The organism is Parasutterella secunda (assembly GCF_016901835.1).
Taxonomy (GTDB): domain Bacteria; phylum Pseudomonadota; class Gammaproteobacteria; order Burkholderiales; family Burkholderiaceae_F; genus Aphodousia; species Aphodousia faecavium.
This window is the reverse complement of record NZ_JACJKX010000007.1, coordinates 1-19119: the sequence shown is the minus strand read 5'-3', so window position 1 is coordinate 19119 and position 19119 is coordinate 1. Positions and strand designations below refer to the sequence as shown.

The 19119-nt window shown below is 44.9% G+C and carries 21 protein-coding genes; 20 read left to right on the top strand and 1 reads right to left on the bottom strand.

Annotated elements, in window-relative coordinates:
• Positions 1-172 precede the first annotated feature (172 nt).
• From H5985_RS04855 to H5985_RS04805, 11 genes are all read left to right on the top strand, one after another.
• Positions 173-697: a MarR family transcriptional regulator gene (locus tag H5985_RS04855; RefSeq protein WP_205050186.1), complete on the top strand. Its 525-nt coding sequence runs from the start codon at positions 173-175 to the stop codon at positions 695-697.
• Positions 618-2609 carry a phage terminase large subunit family protein gene (locus tag H5985_RS04850; protein ID WP_239481614.1) on the top strand — a complete coding sequence of 664 codons (1992 nt, stop codon included), beginning with the start codon at positions 618-620 and terminating at the stop codon, positions 2607-2609. The genes H5985_RS04855 and H5985_RS04850 overlap by 80 nt, the downstream gene beginning before the upstream one ends.
• Positions 2603-3127, top strand: a complete 525-nt coding sequence (locus tag H5985_RS04845; RefSeq protein ID WP_205050185.1) for a hypothetical protein — start codon at positions 2603-2605, stop codon at positions 3125-3127. The genes H5985_RS04850 and H5985_RS04845 overlap by 7 nt, the downstream gene beginning before the upstream one ends.
• Positions 3124-4629: a phage portal protein gene (locus tag H5985_RS04840; protein WP_205050184.1), complete on the top strand. Its 1506-nt coding sequence runs from the start codon at positions 3124-3126 to the stop codon at positions 4627-4629. Before H5985_RS04845 ends, H5985_RS04840 begins: the two co-directional genes overlap by 4 nt.
• A gap of 23 nt (positions 4630-4652) precedes the next feature.
• Entirely contained in the window at positions 4653-6581 is a 1929-nt protein-coding gene (locus tag H5985_RS04835) for a phage major capsid protein (protein ID WP_205050183.1), read from the top strand.
• A 35-nt stretch (positions 6582-6616) separates the two neighbouring features.
• The gene (locus tag H5985_RS04830) at positions 6617-6931 is read left to right on the top strand and encodes a hypothetical protein (RefSeq protein ID WP_205050182.1); all 315 of its coding nucleotides are present in this window, start codon (positions 6617-6619) and stop codon (positions 6929-6931) included.
• Positions 6928-7518 (top strand): hypothetical protein, encoded by a 591-nt coding sequence (locus tag H5985_RS04825; protein WP_205050181.1) that lies wholly within the window; start codon positions 6928-6930, stop codon positions 7516-7518. The genes H5985_RS04830 and H5985_RS04825 overlap by 4 nt, the downstream gene beginning before the upstream one ends.
• Before the next feature lie 39 nt (positions 7519-7557).
• Entirely contained in the window at positions 7558-8007 is a 450-nt protein-coding gene (locus H5985_RS04820) for a hypothetical protein (protein ID WP_205050180.1), read from the top strand.
• Positions 8008-8272: 265 nt separating this feature from the next.
• The gene (locus H5985_RS04815; RefSeq protein ID WP_205050179.1) at positions 8273-9754 is read left to right on the top strand and encodes a phage tail sheath family protein; all 1482 of its coding nucleotides are present in this window, start codon (positions 8273-8275) and stop codon (positions 9752-9754) included.
• Positions 9755-9766: 12 nt separating this feature from the next.
• Positions 9767-10291 carry a phage major tail tube protein gene (locus tag H5985_RS04810; RefSeq protein WP_205050178.1) on the top strand — a complete coding sequence of 175 codons (525 nt, stop codon included), beginning with the start codon at positions 9767-9769 and terminating at the stop codon, positions 10289-10291.
• 44 nt (positions 10292-10335) lie between these two features.
• On the top strand, positions 10336-10707 hold the full coding sequence (locus H5985_RS04805; RefSeq protein ID WP_205050177.1) for a hypothetical protein: 372 nt from the start codon (positions 10336-10338) through the stop codon (positions 10705-10707).
• 143 nt (positions 10708-10850) lie between these two features.
• Here the strand turns inward: H5985_RS04805 and H5985_RS04800 are convergent, their stop codons facing one another.
• Positions 10851-11135 (bottom strand): hypothetical protein, encoded by a 285-nt coding sequence (locus H5985_RS04800; RefSeq protein ID WP_205050176.1) that lies wholly within the window; start codon positions 11133-11135, stop codon positions 10851-10853.
• 45 nt (positions 11136-11180) lie between these two features.
• On the opposite strand from H5985_RS04800, the gene H5985_RS04795 reads away from it, so the two are divergent.
• From H5985_RS04795 to H5985_RS04755, 9 genes are all read left to right on the top strand, one after another.
• Positions 11181-13553: a phage tail tape measure protein gene (locus H5985_RS04795; protein ID WP_205050175.1), complete on the top strand. Its 2373-nt coding sequence runs from the start codon at positions 11181-11183 to the stop codon at positions 13551-13553.
• Between the two features lie 11 nt (positions 13554-13564).
• Positions 13565-13783 carry a tail protein X gene (locus tag H5985_RS04790; protein ID WP_205050174.1) on the top strand — a complete coding sequence of 73 codons (219 nt, stop codon included), beginning with the start codon at positions 13565-13567 and terminating at the stop codon, positions 13781-13783.
• Positions 13770-14864: a phage late control D family protein gene (locus tag H5985_RS04785; protein WP_205050173.1), complete on the top strand. Its 1095-nt coding sequence runs from the start codon at positions 13770-13772 to the stop codon at positions 14862-14864. The genes H5985_RS04790 and H5985_RS04785 overlap by 14 nt, the downstream gene beginning before the upstream one ends.
• A 2-nt stretch (positions 14865-14866) precedes the next feature.
• Complete coding sequence (locus H5985_RS04780) at positions 14867-15571, top strand: phage baseplate assembly protein V (protein WP_205050172.1); 705 nt, start codon at positions 14867-14869, stop codon at positions 15569-15571.
• 9 nt (positions 15572-15580) lie between these two features.
• On the top strand, positions 15581-15976 hold the full coding sequence (locus H5985_RS04775; RefSeq protein ID WP_205050171.1) for a phage tail protein: 396 nt from the start codon (positions 15581-15583) through the stop codon (positions 15974-15976).
• Positions 15973-16290, top strand: coding sequence for a GPW/gp25 family protein (locus H5985_RS04770; protein WP_205050170.1), 318 nt, complete (start codon positions 15973-15975; stop codon positions 16288-16290). The genes H5985_RS04775 and H5985_RS04770 overlap by 4 nt, the downstream gene beginning before the upstream one ends.
• Before the next feature lie 2 nt (positions 16291-16292).
• Positions 16293-17429, top strand: coding sequence for a baseplate assembly protein (locus H5985_RS04765; protein WP_205050169.1), 1137 nt, complete (start codon positions 16293-16295; stop codon positions 17427-17429).
• Between the two features lie 8 nt (positions 17430-17437).
• A complete protein-coding gene (locus tag H5985_RS04760) occupies positions 17438-18085 on the top strand; it encodes a phage tail protein I (RefSeq protein WP_205050168.1) in 648 nt (215 codons plus the stop codon).
• Positions 18086-18095: 10 nt separating this feature from the next.
• A partial coding sequence (locus H5985_RS04755; RefSeq protein ID WP_205050167.1) for a phage tail-collar fiber domain-containing protein occupies positions 18096-19119 on the top strand: 1024 nt, incomplete at its 3' end.

Below are 19119 nucleotides of genomic sequence, written 5' to 3'. Positions count from 1 at the left end.
TAGGGTCGTTTGAAGTCTTTTTCATACACCTTGCGTTTTTGGGGCTTAATGCCCCGTTTTTTATTCCGGCACCTGCACGGGTCCTTCCTGGACAAAAACGATGCGGGTGCGCAGAACCCCAAAAATCCATTACATATCAGGATCCTAAGGGGGTTGTATTTCGAGGTGATTCATGCCCACTCAACTTCAAATTGCTGAACATCTTGGAATCACTCAGCAAGCCGTTTCAAAAACGTTAGACAAAATGGGAATTGTCGAGTGGCAGCTCTTGTCTCTCGATCAAATTCGGCTTGCGTATATAAAACGCTTGCGCGAAGTCGCTGCCGGACATGCAAGCATTGACGGTCAGTACGATTTGAACAAAGAACGAGTCATGACCGAGCGAGTCGATCGCGAACTCAAACAGTATCAGCTCGCAGAAAAGAAGAAAGAACTTGTCAACGTTGAAACTTTGATGACCGAACTTTCTATCGTTTTTCAGGGAATGCGCCAGGAGCTGCTTTCCCGAGACGACAAGCTAAAAACTGAATTGGACACGCTTTACGGAATCGATGTTGACGTGTCTATTTTGAATGAACACACAACCGATGTCCTCAACCACTTATCTCGATACCTCAATGGGCGTGCAGGAAGTCTTCCGGCGCTTGGCGGAAATAATGAAGCCGCCGGTGAAAATGGGGACAACGGCATGGGCTGAAGCTTTTCGGGGAATGAGTGCTAAATCCACGGCTCTACCCGGGCGATATAACGCATCGTTGACACCTTGGGTGAAAGGTATTCATCAGGCACTGGATGATCCAAAAATTACACGTGTGGTGGCACAAAAAAGCGCCCAAGTGGCATGGACTGACGGTGTTTTGCTCAACTACATTGGCAAAAGAATTGACATAGATCCTTGTCCGATCATTGTTATGTTTGCAAAAGAAGGTGCTGCGAAAGAGTTCAATGATGAAAAACTTGTGCCCATGATTGAGGCCTCCCCTCATTTGAGGGAAAAGATCCCGATTGGATCCAGGAGAGATAAAAACAACCGCTGGAATTACAAAGGCTATCCCGGCGGTTTTTTAAAACTTGTAGGTTCAAATTCGCCTTCAAGCGTGAAGTCAACTCCGGCACCTGTAGTTTGCGTTGAAGAGCCGGATGACTGTAACGATAACATCAAAGAGCAGGGTGACACGATTACGCTGCTTATTGAGAGAACGAAAACCTTTGCAAGACCAAAGGTCCTTTATGGTGGGACACCCACTGTTGAGGGTTTTTCTGCTGTCGAAACAGCCTATAAGGAGTCCGATAAAAGACAATTCTTCGTTCCATGCCCGGATTGCGGTCAGGAAGTTGTGCTGAAGTGGGAAGACGTTCATTGGCAAGAAGACAAGAATATAAACCATGAAGTGTATGGTCATGTAAATCTTGACTCGGCCGTTTACGTTTGTCCGCATTGCGGATCTGTTTGGGATGACACCAAAAAGAATAGGGCGGTAAGAAAAGGGGTTTGGAAAGCAACAGCTACCTTTACCGGTACTGCAGGCTTTTACATCAATGAGCTTTACAGCCCGTTTCCCGGATCTCGCTTCCGGAATATCCTGGAGAAATATCTTTCGGCTAAACACTTGATGGATCAAGGTGATGACACCAAAATGCGCAGTTTTTATAACTCGCAGCTTGGTTTGCCCTATGCCTATAAGAGCGGTTTACCGGAGCCGGATGTTCTCAAAGAACGTGCTGAAGATTACGAAGCGTTTACAGTACCTGAGGTTGGCTGTGTATTAACTGCGGGTGTTGACGTTCAGCATGATCGTTTGGCCGTCATTATCCGGGCATGGGGACCGGGAGAAGAATCATGGCTGGTCTGGTGGGGTGAGATCCAGGGGCAGACGATTGTTCCGGAGAAGGGAGCTTGGTTAGATCTGGATAAGCTATTGAACCGAACATTCAAAGTTTCAAATGGTGCCTCAGTTCGTATTAGAGCAGCGTCTATTGACTCTTCAGATGGTCAAACAAGTGATGCGGTTTATACCTTCGTTCGTAAACGTCTTGTAAGAGGCTACATGGCCATTAAAGGATCTTCTGAGATCAGCGGAGAAAAGGAAATCTTTACGACACCAAAAATTTCTGTTGATTTAGATGGCAAACAAAAGGCTTACAAATATGGTTTAAGGCCCTTCATTGTGGGCACAAGTCGAGCAAAAGATCTGATTTTGGGTGTAGAGGCCAACGGCGGACGCATCAAGCTGACAGGGCGAGGACCTGGACGCGTTCACTGGTACAAAGGAGTCCGATCGGATTATTGGGAACAAATTACCAGTGAAGTTAAAGTTCCTTCCGCAAATCGACAAAAGCGAGTCTGGCAAAAGAAGTCTGGGGTTCGTAACGAAGCTTTGGACTGTGAAGTTTATGCGTTGCATGCAGCGAGGTCTCTGAAACTTAATCTTTGGACTCCTCAACGTTGGGATCTTGAACGGGAAAAGCAATTGCAGATTGACCTGTTGACAGAACCAGAAAAAGAACCTGTTGAAGTTAAACCGGTAGTTGAAGAAAAACCGAAGGATCCACCTAAACAAAGAGACAATTTCTTTGATGCCTTTAGACGAAGGAAAGATACATGGTAGAAGCAATCTATGCCGGTGACAGTAAGTGTTGGTTTTTGAGTATTCCAAAGAACTTACCTGACGGCGCAAAATTTGAAGCTCTTTTGAGATCCGGTGGTAGCAAAGTTCAGACTCTGAAAAGCAAAAGAGAGGGCTCAAAGCTAACAGTTAATCTCGATCCCGAAACATCAAAGGATCTTCTTCCGGGAATAGTCGTTTTGATGCTCAGAGTAACGGCAACTGACTTCCAGAAATGCGAAATCGTTGACCGATTTACAGTTCTTCCCGCTCTTGATGACGATGAGTTTGATTGTCGCACAGAGGCTGAAAAATGCTTAGAGCAAGCTGAAAAGGCTTTAGCTGATTACACAAACGGGCGTTCAAAGGTTAAGAGCTATACGATTGGCACGCGATCTTTGACGTTTAATAACGCTCAAGAGTTATTTGATCTTGTGAATTACTGGCGAAAGCAAGTTTACTTTGAACGTTGCCATAAATACGGAGTAGATCCTTATAAGAAGGTGGTGAAGTTTGTATGAGAAAGTCAAAAGCTAAAAGAAAGCAGCCAACGCCTCAGAAAACAATCATTCGCCGTGAATACGCTGCTGCGCAAGGAGGTCGTTTAACGAGTGATTGGATGGCAGCGGGTACTTCTCAAGATTCTGAGCTTTACAGTAGTTTGACCACCTTGAGAAACCGAAGTCGTCAAATGATTCGGGATAATCCGCACGCAGCCAATTTAAGGCGAATTATTCAGGATAACGTTGTTGGTACCGGGATTGGGATTCAATGTCAGATCCTTAACAATGACGGAGTGTCAGACGATCGTTTGAATAATCAAATTGAAGAGGCCTGGAAAGAATGGAGTGAAAAAGAGACCTGTCACACTGCTGGTCAGCTTTGTTTATCGGACCTTCTCCGTTTGGTTATCGGTGCGGTTTTTCAGGATGGAGAGGCGTTCATTCGTAAGGTACCGATGGCTTTCGGCGGTGGGAAAATCCCACTTGCATTGGAAATCATTGAACCGGATCTGATTTTTGATCAAGGGGTTTCAATCTATCAAAGCCGAAACCATACCGTTCGTCTCGGTGTCGAAGTGGATGAGTGGAATCGACCGGTTGCTTACTGGATGCGTCGGGCTCATCCGGGTGATATGAGCTTTGTCGGTCAATCTGTTACCGGAGCGGGACTAAGAAGGATTCCGGCTGATGAAATTGAACACCTGTACCTGATTGAACGTTGGCCTCAAACGCGAGGCACGCCATGGATGCACTCAGTTTTGCGCCGAATGCGTGATATGGGAGGGTATACAGAGTCCGAGTTGGTTGCAGCGAGAGCTTCAGCCAATGTTTTAGGGTTCATTGAACGACAAGACATGACTCCGGATGAAATGCAGGAGGATCCTCGGAAACGAGAGCAGACTATCGCTTCAGAACCAGGAGAGATTCGCCGCTTGTATGGTGGTGAAACTTTTACCGGTTTTGCTCCCAGTCGACCTAATTCTAATTTGGATCCTTTCATGCGGTACATGCTTAGAGAGGTCGCTGCAGGTGTTGGGGTTTCGTATGAGTCCTTAAGCCGAGACTACAGTCAAAGCAACTACTCTTCCAGTCGATTAGCGCTACTTGATGACAGAAATCTTTGGCGGGTGCTGCAAGGTTGGCTTATTCGAAACTATTTAACGCCGATTTACAGAAGATGGTTGGATGCAGCGGTGTTATCCGGTGTTTTAGATATTCCGGACTACTTCAGCAACAAAAAACGATATCAAGCCGTTCGATTTAAGCCTCGCGGATGGTCTTGGGTTGATCCTCAAAAAGAAGTTCAAGCCTATGCTTTGGCGGTGGCCAACGGATTTATGTCTCGATCAGACGTTATTGCCGCTATCGGCAATGGTCAAGATCGGGAGGATGTGGATAAAGCCATCAAACGAGACAGAGAGGGTGCTGCGGCATTGGGGTTGCAGTTTGATCCAACCATTAAACAGTCGTCACCAGGAACTAAGGTTGACGAAACTAATTTAAACGATACCGGTCAATGACCGGTTTTTTTATAGGAGGGGTTATGCCGGAATTCATTCCGAATGCTGAAGGTCCTTCGGATCAGACTCTCTTTCGGTCATTGACAGTAGGTGAGGGTCAAGTTGATGAAGAAAACAGAAGTATTCGCTTTCCGGTGGTCTCGGATAGTCGAGTAGAGATCTTTCGAGGTTATTACGAGATACTGAGTCACCGAAAGGGAGCGTTACGACTGGGTAAGCGGCAGCAATCACTGTCGCTTTTATTTAATCACGATTGGGATCGACTGTTAGGGATTGTCGACAAGATCGAGCAGGATGAACATCGCACCTATGTGACCGTTCGTTTTGCAAAGACCGAAGAAGGCGAGAAGGCTCTTCAGCTCGTTCGCGATCGTGTTTTAGTCAATGTTTCGTGCGGTTATCGTGTTTATAAATACGAGGAGTCCGGCGAAAACGAACGCACAGTGACGGATTGGGAAATTCATGAAGTGTCACTGGTTACAGTACCGGCGGATCCATCTGTCGGTGTTTATAGATCTTTAAATGTGAATCCTAAGGAGAAAAAGATGCCGGAAGGTGTAAATCAAGAACCCGTCACTAAGACGAATGACGAACCGAAACAACCGGAAGTTAAAGTTGTGGATGAAGAACAAGTTCGCAGCTTAGAACGTCAGCGCATCAATGAAATTGATGGCATGTGCCGTAGTTTCAATGTGGATGAAAATCTTCGCAATCAAATGATTTCTGAAGGTAAAACAGTTGATGAGGCTCGAGCCATGGTGATGGAACAACTCAAAACACGACGCATGGATCCTGCCGGTGACTCCGGTCGTGGCATGAGTGAAGAACTGGGTTTGACCGAGAAGGAAAAACAAAATTACAGCTTGCTTCGTGCCATTAACGCATCCATTACCGGTGATTGGAGCCGAGCAGGTTTTGAACGTGAAATTTCCCGCACGATTGCTCGCCGTTTGAATAAGGAAACGACCGGTCTTTTCATGCCGACGGATATTCCCTTTATTCAAGGTTCTCGTGACTATAGTGTCGGAACGGCTGCTAATGGCGGCAATTTGGTAGAAACGGATCTCTTATCCGGTTCTTTCATTGAAATGCTTCGCGCCAAGTCCATGGTTCTTCAATTGGGTGCCACGCTTTTGACCGGTTTGCGCGGTAACATCGAAATTCCGCGTCAAAATGGTGCTTCTACGACCTATTGGGTCAAGGAAGACGGCGAAGTGACTAAGTCTAACGGTACGTTTGATTTGGTGGCCATGTCGCCAAAAACTGTCGGAGCCCGTTCTTACATTACGCGAAATCTTTTGCTTCAGTCTTCGATTTCCGCAGAAAATTTTGTTCGAATGGACTTGTTGACCTCTTTAGGTTTGGCTGTTGACTTATCAGCTTTGTCCGGTACCGGTGCAGACGGTCAACCGAAGGGTATTGCAAACTTAAGCAATATTTACAAGGTTGTTGGCGGTACAAATGGCGGTGCCATTACCTTCGATCACTTGATCGATATGGAAACGGCAGTGGCTGACGCTAATGCTGATGTTCGAAGCATGGCGTATTTAGCTAATGCTAAGACGATCGGTGCTTTGAAGAAACTCAAAGACAGCAATGGCAATTACGTCTGGAAAGCTATTGCCGGTGGTTTCAAGAATGGTATTCCGGGTGAAGTCAACGGTTACCCGATGGCTCGCAGCAATCAATGTCGTTCTAACCTTACTAAGGGTACGGCTTCTGCTAAGTGTTCTGAACTCTTCTTTGGTAATTGGTCCGATATTCTCATCGGCGAATGGGGTGTTTTGGAAATTTTGGCTAATCCGTACAGTGACACGGCCTTTAGTCGTGGCGGTGTAGAAATTCGAGCCATGCAGTCCATTGATGTTGCTGTTCGTCATGAAGAAAGCTTCAGCTACTTCGGCGATATTTTGACCGACGCAGTTCAAGAAGCTTCAGGTGGTGGCCAATAAGCTTAACCAGGGGGACTTCGGTCCCCTGATTTATTATGAGTTGGTTTAAAGATTTAGTTCAAAGTGATGTTGAGGATGTGTTTCTGAATTCTGAGGAATTCGCAGAAGAACATGTAATCAACGGTGATAAGGTTCGCTGCATACTGGACAAAGTCATCAATGAGGCCCACAGCGAAGATTCGTATGTAGGCGTTTTTGTGAATCAACTAAAGATTTACGTGAGAACAGGCGACATTTTGACTCCTGAAGAAGGAGATCTTATCCAAGTTGACGGATCGAACCACATTGTTCAATCTGTCAACGAAGAAATGGGAGTCTTGGTTATTGTTGCTGATGCAAATAAGCAATGAGTAAACCTTTTGAAGTCATCATCTCCGATGGACAAAGCACGCTGCAGCTTAATCGTGTAGCTCAGGCTTTAAGAGGAATCCCTAAGGGGTACGAAAAAGCCGTTTCACGTGCAATGAATCGTGCTGCAACAGCAGGTCGGGCTGCAGCAGTAGCCACCATCCGGAATGAGTACACTCTAAAAGCTTCTACTATTAGGCGACATTTCACCATCGAAAGAGCCTCAGTTGGAAGTTTAGAAGCGCTTGTCATCGGAAAAGGGACCATGCTCCCTCTTGTTCAGTACAAGACTCGCCCTAAAACCGACACGACAGGTAACGCAAGAAAACCTGTAAGAGTGCAAGTTAAGCGAAATGGTGGGACAAAGAGACTGGGCAGTAGTTTTGTCTTCAAAGGAAAGATCTTGCAACGCCTTGGGACAAAATCATTACCGGTCAAAGAGGCTTACGGCCCTGCGATTCCGCTTATTGCTTCAAATGATGAAATTTCTCGCAATGTCAGAAATGTCATGCAAGAGACCTTCGCTGAACGCATTGACCATGAAGCAGGTTACGCAATCAACGAGTTCATCAAGAAAAAGAGGGGTTAAATGGTTGAAAATCTTTTGACAAAGGCTATTCGGTCTTTTTTGGCCAAAAAGCTCAAAGACTTTCTTTTACCTTGCGAAATTGATGGGCAAGGGAAACCACTTCAGATCATCAACGGTTATCTTCCTCCGAAAACAACAAAGGAGAAAGTATCCGATGAAGACCTTTATCCGTTTGTCTTAGTGAGACCGGAAAGTGCGGAGACGGATAGAGAATCAACTGTTGTAACCGTGGCAATCATTATTGGGACTTACTCAAAAGAAGCCATCGGACACGAATATGCGTTGAATGTGATGACCCGAATCCGTGAAGCCTTGTGCACATTACCAGACCTTCAACTTGAAAAAAAGTATCAGCTTGAATTCCCGATTAAATGGGAAGGATACGACTCACCGGCCTGGCCGTTTTGGCAAGTCGATATGAAAACCGAATGGATTATCCGAAGTCCAAAACCTGAACTGCCTAACAATGGAGAAATTTATGACTTCTAAAAAGAAAACTGTGGTTGAGACTACTCAACCGAAAGTGATTTACATCGGGCCCTCAATTCGAGGGCTCAATTCATATTCGGTGTTTGAAAAAGAGAAATTTCCGTTCCCGGTTTCTGAACTCATCAAGAAGTATCCGAATATCACAGGCCTGATGGTCCCGATCTCGGAACTTCAAGAAGCTCGAAAAAATCTCTCGAAAAAAGGTCACATCCTCAATTACCACTTAACTCAATTGAAAACCTTGAAAAACAAACAGGAGTAAAAAATGGCCTATAACCATGGGGTAACCACTCAGGAGACCCCCACATCGTTAGTAACGCCTGTGGAAGTTTCTGCCGGCGTTTCTTTTATTGTAGGGGTTGCTCCAGTCAATATGACGGATCCGAACAATGTCAATAAACCGGTTATGTGCAATAGCTACGATGAGTTCGTTGAAGCTTTCGGATATGTTCCGGCCAAGACTGACTCGGCAAGCGGCCTGAATAAATTTGAATACAGTTTGAGTGAATTCGCTCAAGCAGCGTTCTCACTCTTTTCTGTCAAGCCGGTCATTGCAGTAAATGTGTTGGATCCTTCAAAGCACAAAAAGACGGCAGATACTACTACCGTGACTTTGGATGCTAAGACAGGCTCCGCAACGATTGCAGAAACCGGCATTATCTTGTCCACTATTACACTTGCGCAATCCTCCGGCACTACTTATACCGCTGATACGGATTTCGTTGCATCGTTTGATAGTGACGGCAACCTTGTCATTACGTCTTTGAGTGATGATGACGGATTTAAGTGTGCAACAGCTGAAGCTCTAACCTTCACAGCAGAAAAGCTTGATCCCAGTAAGGTCACTGACGATGAAATTATCGGTGGCGTGGATACGAGCGGCAAAAAGAGCGGTTTTGAACTCGTTCATGAGTGCTTCCCGCGTTTCCGCTTGACGCCCGGAATTCTTTTGGCACCGGGATATTCTGACTCAGCTTCCGTGGCCGCAGTTATGGCAGCGAAGTGTACTTCCATTAATACACTTTTCAAGGCAGTGTGTGTAGTTGACGTACCGACTGAATCGGTGAAGTCTTACACAAATGTTGCCGAATGGAAGAACACAAACAATATTGTGGATCCGAATCAGATTGTCTGTTGGCCTTTGATTTCGATGGACGGGACGGTTTACCACTTGTCCACGCAAGCGGCTGTCTTGATGGCTGACACAGATGCCAATAACGGAGATATCCCGTACGTGAGCCCCTCTAACAAGAACTTGCAGATGACTGCGACAGTTCTTGCAGACGGCACGGAGGTCACAATTGGTCCTGATGATGGCGCTTATCTCAATAGTCAAGGTGTCACCACAGCGATCAACTTCACCGGGGGGTGGAAGTTCTGGGGCAGTCAAACAGCCTGCTATCCCGGCAACACTGACGTGAAAGACAACATCATCCCGATTCGCAGAATGTACGGTTGGGTTTCCAACACCTTGATTCAAACGTTCTGGCAACGCGTTGACGCACCTTTGAACAGACGTCAAATTGATACTGTTGTGGACTCCGGAAATATTTGGCTTAATGGCTTGGTTGCCAGTGGTTCTCTTTTAGGTGGGTACATTGAATTCCGCAAGGAAGACAATACGACGCTCGATTTGATGGATGGTATCGCGAAATTCAAAGTTCATTTGACTCCGCCCAGTCCGAACCGCGAAATCATCTTTGATCTTGAGTATGACCCGTCTGCTCTTGAAGCTTTGTTCGCATAAGGAGAATAGAAAATGGTTAATAAAATTCCCGAAAGACTGAACGACTTTAGAGCTTATGACGAAGATGACTCTCAAATCGGTGCAGTCACTGTCGATCTTCCTGAGTTGAGCTTCCTGACCGATACCGTTAAGGGTGGCGGAATGCTCGGAGAGTCTGACTTGCCGGTCAAGGGCCAATTGCAAAGTATGGCAATGACATTGCACTACAGAACAATTGGACAGGACGCCGTTAAGAAATTCGTCCACACCTACCATCAAATTGATCTTCGGGGTGCGATGGAGGTCTACGATCCCGCCAGTAACACCAACACAATCGTTCCAGTTCGCTGCACGATTAAGTGTGCTCCGAAACGTTTGGCGTTAGGCACTTTTGAGCTCGGCGCTTCAACTGACTCGGAAGAAGAATTCGAAGTGACGTACATCAAGATCTACATTGATGGTCAAGAAGTTCTTGAAGTCGATAAGTTCAACTATGTCTGCAAAGTCAACGGTCAAGATCTTTTGGACGATGTTAAGCAGGCTTTGGGCTTGAGTTAATTTAACAGGCCGCCTCGGCGGCCTTTTCCTTTCTAAGGTTTTCTATGAGTGAAATTGTTTATCCGTTAAAGCAGTCTGTCACATTCGAAGGTAAGACTTACGATAACTTTGTTTTCGATTTTGACCGTCTGACTGGTCGTGATGTCAAGGAAGCCAAAAAGTTATTTGATGCTCCCGGTGGCCGAATCACGCCGATTCTTGCGATGGATACGGACTTTGCTGCGTTCATTGCAGCACGAGCTGCAAGAGTCCGTCCAGAAGTTTTTGACTATATTCCAGCTACGGATTTTATTGCTATTACGCAGATGGCCATCAATTTTTTCTTAAGCTCGGGCTTCTCGAAAGCAGAAGTCAAGGAAATGAAGTTGGCCAAAGAACGGGCCGATCAGAAATTGATCGAGTCATACGAACATTGATGATGTGTGCACTGGCATTGGTGAAAAACGGCGCAGGAGGTGATGTGGATCAATGGTTAGATAAACCAATTGTAGACCTAATTGATTGGCTTGACTTAATTTGCGAGCTCAATAAGGAAAACAAAAAGCGTTAGTAGCTATGATCAAAAAAGGCACCACACAAAGACAGCACATCCCAGACAAAAAATAGTTCCGAGTAGGTATCCAATAAGTTCAATTATTTGCATCCAAAGTGGACGGGGATCGCCGAGGGGGACCTTCGCATAATATCCGCCAAACAATCCACCATAATATGTTTCGACATATTTGGTTGGAATATATAAAGGTAGTTCGATGGCTTTCTTTTTTTCTTTTTTGTACGCCATGGGTCCACTTTTAATTTTGTAGTCATATCCACGGCGGGGATCTTTGAACTTATAGTGCTTCATTTTAGACCTCTCATAACTCTATGTTAACACGTTTAGGTGCTTGAAATGCCGAATAAATATGAAATCTTATTCCAGTTGGCAGGCGAGGTTTCTAAGCAGTTCACTTCGTCATTCGAGAACGGGAGTCAAAAAGTTAAAGAATTGCAAAGAAAAATTGTCGAATTTCAAACTCAAGCTTCAAAAGTCAATGAATTAATAACTTTAAGAACTAAAACAAAGGAACTATCAACAGAATATTTCAAGCAGAAAACTACGCTTGAACAATTGCAAATTGCGCTTTCCAAGACAAAAAATCCGTCCAAAGAGCTGTTATCTATTTATGCTAAAACGGAGAAAAGTCTGGGTCAAGTTAAATTTCGTATGGACCAAAGCGTATCAAGTATGAAGGAACTCACAGCCGAATTGAATTTACAAGGCAGTAGTCTTAGTACGTTATCTGAGAAGTATGACTCTTTAACGCAGTCCATTACCAAAGCAAAGACCGCTCAACAAAAATTAGAACAACTTGATGAAAAAATCGAAAACAGTCATAAAGTGAAAATGGGGGTAAACACTTCTCTTGCTACCTCTGTTGTTACATTACAAGCATTAGCTGGTCAGGTTATTAATGCAATGTCAGCACCCATTTATTCAGCCATGCGTATGGAAGATGCAATGGCTGACATCAATAAAGTCATTGATTTTAAGGAACCAGGTGGGTTGCAACAGTTAAAAAACCAACTTGAGCAAATCAGTCTTGAAATTCCGATTACTCGTGAGGGATTAGCTCAAATTGCTGCAGCTGCGGCGCAGGCTGGAGTTGCTGAAAACGAATTGCGCGATTTTGCTGTGGATGCCGCTCGAATGGGTGTGGCTTTTGATATGACTGGGGATAAAGCCGGTGAAATGATGTCAAAGTGGCGCTCCGGTATGGCTTTGACGCAATCTCAAACGGTGTCATTGGCTGATGCAGTGAATGCATTAAGTAATGCTAATGCAGCAACAGGATCTCAAATTGGTGAAGTGCTCATGCGGTATGGTGCTTTAGGTAAGGTAGCGGGCCTAACTGAAGGTCAAACCGCGGCATTAGGTGCTTCTTTAGTGGCCTCTGGTGTTCAGGCCGAAGTTGCTGCAACAGGCATTCAGTCCATGATGCGAGCCTTGACGCGAGGCAGCTCCATGACAGCTCTGGCAGCTACTGCATTTGGAAAAATTGGTTTTGATCCTAAACAATTGCAAAAAGATATTCAAAAAGATGCTCCGTCAACAATCATTGAGGTACTTAAAACTATCCGAGATAGAGTACCTAAAGAGTTGCAAATGGAGTACCTTACGGCAATGTTTGGCGATGAAGGCGCTCGTTCTATGGGGCCTATGTTGGCAAACCTTGAGGGATTGCAAAAAAATTTCGCTTTAGTGGCAGCTGAAAGTAACTACGCCGGATCTATGCTCAATGAGTTTATTGCCCGCTCGAAGACGACTTCGAATGCGTTGCAGTTGGCGGGTAATGCGGTGACTTTTGTCTCAGGAGCAATTGGAGAGATTTTCCTTGATACGATTAAAGAAGGTGCGATTGACTTTGTTGAGTATGCAAAAGCCGCAGGAGAATGGATTCGTGCTAATAAAGAAACGGTTGTGATGGCTGCAAAAGTCGGAGGAGCAGTTTTAGGTTTGGTTGCCGGTTATCACGCAATGCGTATTGCTATTTTGGCGACTATTTTTCCTTTTATAAGTTTGTGGTCTGCAGGTCTGAAGATGCAAAGAATGTATGTTCTTTTGGTTCAGAGTGGGAAACTTGCACAAGTCATGATGACTTCATGGAAAGTGGTTTGCGCTGGTGCTACAGTCACTATGAATATCTTCACAAAGGCCGCTAAGGCATTGGGCATAGCTCTCAAATTTGCCTTTACCAATCCAGTAGGCCTCGCAATCACAGGTGTCGCCGCGTTAGTGGCTGCCGGAGCTTGGCTCTACAAAAATTGGGATGTGGTTAAGGAAAAGATGGCAGCTGCTTGGCAGTACATTGCTGATATGGCAAAAGGTCCAATCAACACAGTTATCGGGTGGATCAATAAGCTAATTGAACTGATTAACAAAATTAAACTGCCGCAATGGCTTGGCGGTGGAGGTCCTAATCTTTCTCCAGTTCCGCAATTAGCAAACGGAGGCATCGCAACAGGTGCCTCTCTTGCTATGGTGGGTGAGGGAAGTGAGCCGGAAGCCATTTTGCCGTTATCTCGTCTGTCTTCAATGCTCAGACAACCCACTTCATCCAATTCAACAAGCGTTTCTGTCAACTTTGCTCCGGTCATCAATATTGACGGAGGATCTTCCGGAAATGCCTATGAAGATGTTCGCAGAGGGTTACGTGCAGGTAGTGAAGACCTGAAACGAGAACTTGAACGTCTTTTGGCTGATGAAAGACGGCTTGCGTATTAATCGGAGGCTGTATGTACACAACGCAACAAGGTGATACGTGGGACATCATCGCTAAACGTCACTACGGTTCAGAGATGCTGATCAATGAACTCATTGAAGCAAATTCTGATTATCGAAAAACCGTGATTTTTCCGGCAGGGATAACACTTCAAACTCCGGAAGTGGCAGAGAACATCAATACTGAATCATCTCTGCCACCATGGAAGCGAGGTCGTGATGGATCTCAATGAACCCAAAGTGACCAGGCTCAGACTTCTGTTTAGCTCAAATAAAACTGATGTGACAGAGGATCTATCCAAAGATCTTCTGTCCTGGTCATATAGTGATAAAGAGACTGGACAAGCTGATGAGATAACCCTCACCCTTCAGGATAAAACCGGAAAGTGGGCCAGCACTTGGAAACCTGATGGCGGTGAAGTCATCCGCGCCTACTTGTCAAGCGGCACCGCCACTTTCCCTGGATGTGAGCTTTACTGTGGATCTTTTTATGTGGACACGGTTCGCTTTTCCGGAGCTCCAAAAATCGTTGAAATTCGGGCGGTGTCAATTCCTTTGTCGAAACCAATCCGCCGTTTGAAACGTACCAGGGCGTGGGAAAGTAAAGATCTTAAAAGTATCGCCTCGGGCATTTGTACTGATGCTGGTATGAGTCTTGTTTTTGACTCTTCGTTAAATCCTACATTTGATCGGATTGACCAAAACAAAGAGGCTGATTTGAGTTTCATAAACCGCTTATGTGAAGACTCCGGCTTGTCTTTGAAAGTTACCGATAATCAAATGGTGATTTTTGATCAAGAGGCGTATGAAAGTAAAGATCCTGTCGCCACTTTTGTTTTAGGAGAATCGAACATTTTGCGGTATGACTTTGAGACCGCTCAAAGCGAATCTTATAAGTCTGTAACGATTAAATGGCGCGATACCAACAGAAAGACAAAAGATACCGCAGCAAGTTTTTCTTGGGATCTGAAAGATCCGGCAACGAAAAAGACCAATCCTGCCGTCATGAGTTACACCTACACGGATCCGAATGCTTCGGATAGTGATCAGGAATACTACATGAAACGCAGAGCAACGTCTCAAAGTGAGGCCATGCGCTTAGCAAAAGCTAAGTTAAGGTCTCTGAACAGTCACAGAATGACCGGTTCTATGACTGTTGTCGGGGATCCATTGCTTTCAGCTGGAACTGTCATTGAATGTAAGGGGATCGGTGCGTTTGACGGTAATTTCATTATCGAAGAAGCTAATCACTCATACGGAACCAGTGGTTACACAACCGATCTGAGACTAAGACGCGTCAATAACGATTACTGATCATGAGAATTTTCAATCAAGGAACCGGAGACAACTCCGGTTCTTTTATTCGCCTGGGCGAAGTCACATCGATTGACTTTGCAAATGCCAAAGTTCGTGTGACTTTTGACGATGAAGACGGGATGACGAGTTATTGGCTTCCAGTCATGCAACGCAACACTATCGCAAACCGTGATTATTGGTTACCTGATATCGGAGAAGATGTTGTTTGTGTGTTCTTCAAAGAAGGTGTTGAAGATGGTTTTGTTCTGGGCAGTATCTATGCCGGTGATGTAAGACCTCCTGAAAACAATGGAGATAAAAGAACTGTTGTTTTCAAAGATGGTACTCGTGTGAGCTATGACCGTGCTCAACATCATTTGGATATCGCTATTGAGGGCACTACTGTTCACGCAGATAGGGAAAAAATTAACGCTCAAACTCCGGATGAGATTTCGGCTGCTTCTAAAAAAATCAATGTTTCCGGAAGTGAAAGTGTCTCAGTTTCAGGGACTCAAGGTGTTGATGTTTCATCCAATACAAAAATTGCATTGTCTGCACCAACAATCACTTTAACCATCTCCGGCACAACAATGACTTTTAACGGTTCAAGTGCTGAATTAACTTCTCAAAATTTGAGATTTAAAGGAAACATGAATATTGAAGGTGATTTGTCAGTGACCGGCAACATTACTGCAACCGGACACATTTCAGGCAGCAATATTTAGGAGTAAGAAATGGCCGGATTTTTGGGGATGATTGGAACCCTGCCTTTTGTCTGTTCTCACGAGAAAGTGATGACTTTTTCCAATCTTCAGACTGAACAGAGTGTTCGATACGCTGTGCACGAAGTTATCGGGAAAAAACCTGTTCTTGAATTTATCGGAGAAAACCTTTCGCGTGTTTCGTTTCAAATTCGCTTTGACTCGTCATTGGGATTCCCTCCCAATATCGGGTTAATGGCATTGCGGGAAATGATGAAAGAAGGAAGCTCTAAACGGTTACTGATTGGACCGGAATACATGGGCAAATACGTCATTGAGTCTATCGGTGAAGAGCGCAAATTCCACACGGGTGCGGGTGTTTGCAGCGTTGCTGTCGCAACCATCTCATTAACGGAGTGCAATCAATGAATTACCAAGTAACTTTAGATCCAAACGTTTCGTTTTCTCCGGTCAATGAAGTTGCAGAAATTCTCCAAAACGTCAGAACGATCTTAAAGACACGATTGGGCTCGGTTCCTCTCGATCGAGATTTTGGGCTTACATGGGAGCACATTGATAAACCTTTACCCGTTTCTCAAGCACTTATGCGAACTGAAATCATTGACACATTAGAGCGATATGAGCCAAGAGCAAAAGTAGTGAAGATTGAGTTTCCTTCGAACACTACAAATGCAATGGAAGGGATTTTGAATCCAATTGTTACTGTTAGTATCGGAGAATAAAAATGGCAGAAGTCATTCCTCGTTGGAATATGCCGCCAGTCGACTTTATTGAAGCAGATTCTGAAAAAGTCGAATCGGATTTGATTACAGAATATGAGAAAGTCAGCGGAAGAACTCTGGCGGCAGGCGATCCGGTCAGGCTTTTTCTTTTAAGCATCGCAGCCGAAGTCATTCAGTTGCGCCAGGGGATTAATTTTGCAGCACAGCAAAACCTTTTAACTTATGCAAAAGGTGAATACTTGGATGCACTAGGTCAGTCCATTGCGGTCACAAGATTACCGGCTTCAAAAGCAATCACAACGATTCAGTTTACGTTGAGTCAGGCTCTCGGCAATGCGTACTCAATTCCAAAAGGATTCCAAGTTTCCGCAGGTTCGATTACTTTCGAAACTGATCATGAATTGATCATCCCGGTTGGAGAAAGAACGGGTAATGTTACCGCTTCTTGCACAGAAAGCGGAACAATAGGAAATGGCTTTGTTGTCGGTCAGATCGCAACTATTGTCAGTCCACAGCCCTACCTTGAGTCTGCCGCAAATACCGTCACAAGTATAGGAGGAGCTGACATTGAAGACGACGCAGCATATGCAGAGCGGATTCGATTGCGACCGGATAGTTTTTCGGTAGCAGGGCCTGAAAAATCCTACATCTACTATGCTGAATCATATTCCGCTTCGATTATTGACGTAGCAATTGCTTCTCCGGATCCTGGAGAGGTTTATGTCTACCCATTGCTGAGTGGTGGGCAATTACCGAATGAAAGCTTTTTGGAAGGACTGTTTGCTCATCTATCGGATGAAACTATCCGACCTTTAACCGATCATGTTGTTACTCAAGCTCCAACAGCGGTCAATTACAAAATTCAGGTTGATTACTGGGTTAATCAGTCGGATTCTGTAAGAATCGCAAGCATTCAAGCTGCTGTTGAAGAAGCCGTTGAATCGTATCGGCTGTGGCAGCAATCAAAGATTGGTAGAGACATTTCACAAGATGAATTAATTGCTCGCGTAATTGATGCCGGTGCATCGCGCATTGACCGTACAACATTGTCGCCAACGGCATTCCAGGCATTGTCTGCCGATCAAGTAGCGCAATGTACCGAGGTTAAGGTCAATTTCAAGGGATACAAAGATGAATAGGAGGTGTCATGAAAACACTTGCTGATGTGGCACTTTCTGACTTGATGCCGGACAGCATCTCAAAAGATCCTTCGGTCTCTGCTGCAGCAAAGTCAATTGATAAACAACTTAAACTGATTGCTGGTGGAATAGATCTTCCATCCATATACGCTCGAATTGATCAATTGACTGGTGAACAGCTTGATCATCTGGCAGCATCACGTAATTTCACAATTTGGCGCGATACGTGGCCTGTTGATTTAAAGAGAAGTGTTGCAAAGCAGATCATTGCTCAAAAAGCTCGAATGGGTACGTTATCAGCTGTAAGGCTCGCACTTGAAAGTCTTGGTGCTGCAGTTGTTATCAAAGAGTGGTGGGAAGAATCTCCACCAGCAGAAGCCCATACATTCAAAATCACAGTAGCCCTTTCAGACATTGAAGGAACTTTGACATCTGAGATGCAAGAAGACTGTTTTGCATTACTTGATGATGCCAAACCCGTCCGTAGTCATTACACGTTTACTTTATCTATCGCTCAAAAAGGGGGAGTTCAGCTCGGTAGTGTCAACCGACCGGCGGTATTTGCCCGTATACGAAGTGAAAGACAACCAACAATCGCTGGATTGATCTTTGCTTCAGTAGCTCGCCCTGTCACTTTTAATCAAATCTACAACTAAGGAGTCCAAAATGGCTTCAAAAATGCTGGTAACTAATGCCGGTTTGGCTGCACTCGTCAATGCGCAACAAAGCGGAACTTTGCCTATTACTTTGTCTAGCGTTCAATTTGGCAGCGGTAAATACACACCAACTGCCGATCAGACACAGTTACAGAGTTCTTTTAAGACACTGAATACTATTGCCGGTGGAGCCATTGGCGATAATGTCATTCACATTACCGTTTCTGATGTTAGTGAAGATGATTACGACGTTTATGAATTTGGTGTCTTTACATCAGACAACGTTCTTTTTGCTGTCTACTCGCAAGATACACCGATTATTTCGAAAGCTGCAGGCTCTCAAGCCTTGCTTGCTATTGACATTGTCGTGGCTGACGCTGGAGAAACGGATATCACGGTTAGTGGTGGAACAACCTTTGCCAATCCTCCGGCAACAACTGATACGGCCGGTGTTGTCAAATTAGCTACAGCTGCAGAAACAAAAACTGGAACAGAGGCCTCTAAATCAGTGACTCCTGCAGGATTGAACGAAGCATTGAAAGAGGCTGCAGCCAAACTTAATGACAAAAGTATAACGACTGCGAAGTTGGCCGATGGTGCGGTAACTGAGCCGAAGTTGGCCGATGGTGCGGTAACTGAGCCGAAGTTGGCCGATGGTGCGGTGGGATATGCGAAAATCAAGTCTAGCGCCCTGGCGAGTAAGGAAGATTTGGAGGCTGGCACCAGTAATAAGATTGTCTCAGCATCGGTTTTAAAGCAAAGACTTGATGACTTAAGTCAAATTTTATGTCCTCGTGGATCATGTCAGTGTTTCTTAAGAAAAGAAGCCCCCGAGGGTTGGCTGGTGATGGATGGGAGTCGAATTGACCATGATGATGCACCGGAACTTGTTGAACTACTTTGGGGATTTGATTTAACTAAAGGTGACTCCAGCACTTATGCAGTTCTTCCAGACATGAATGGTAGAGTTTTTCAGGGTACAACTACCGTTGCAGATGTTTGTAAGGCGTTGGAGGCGCAGTTACCAAACATTA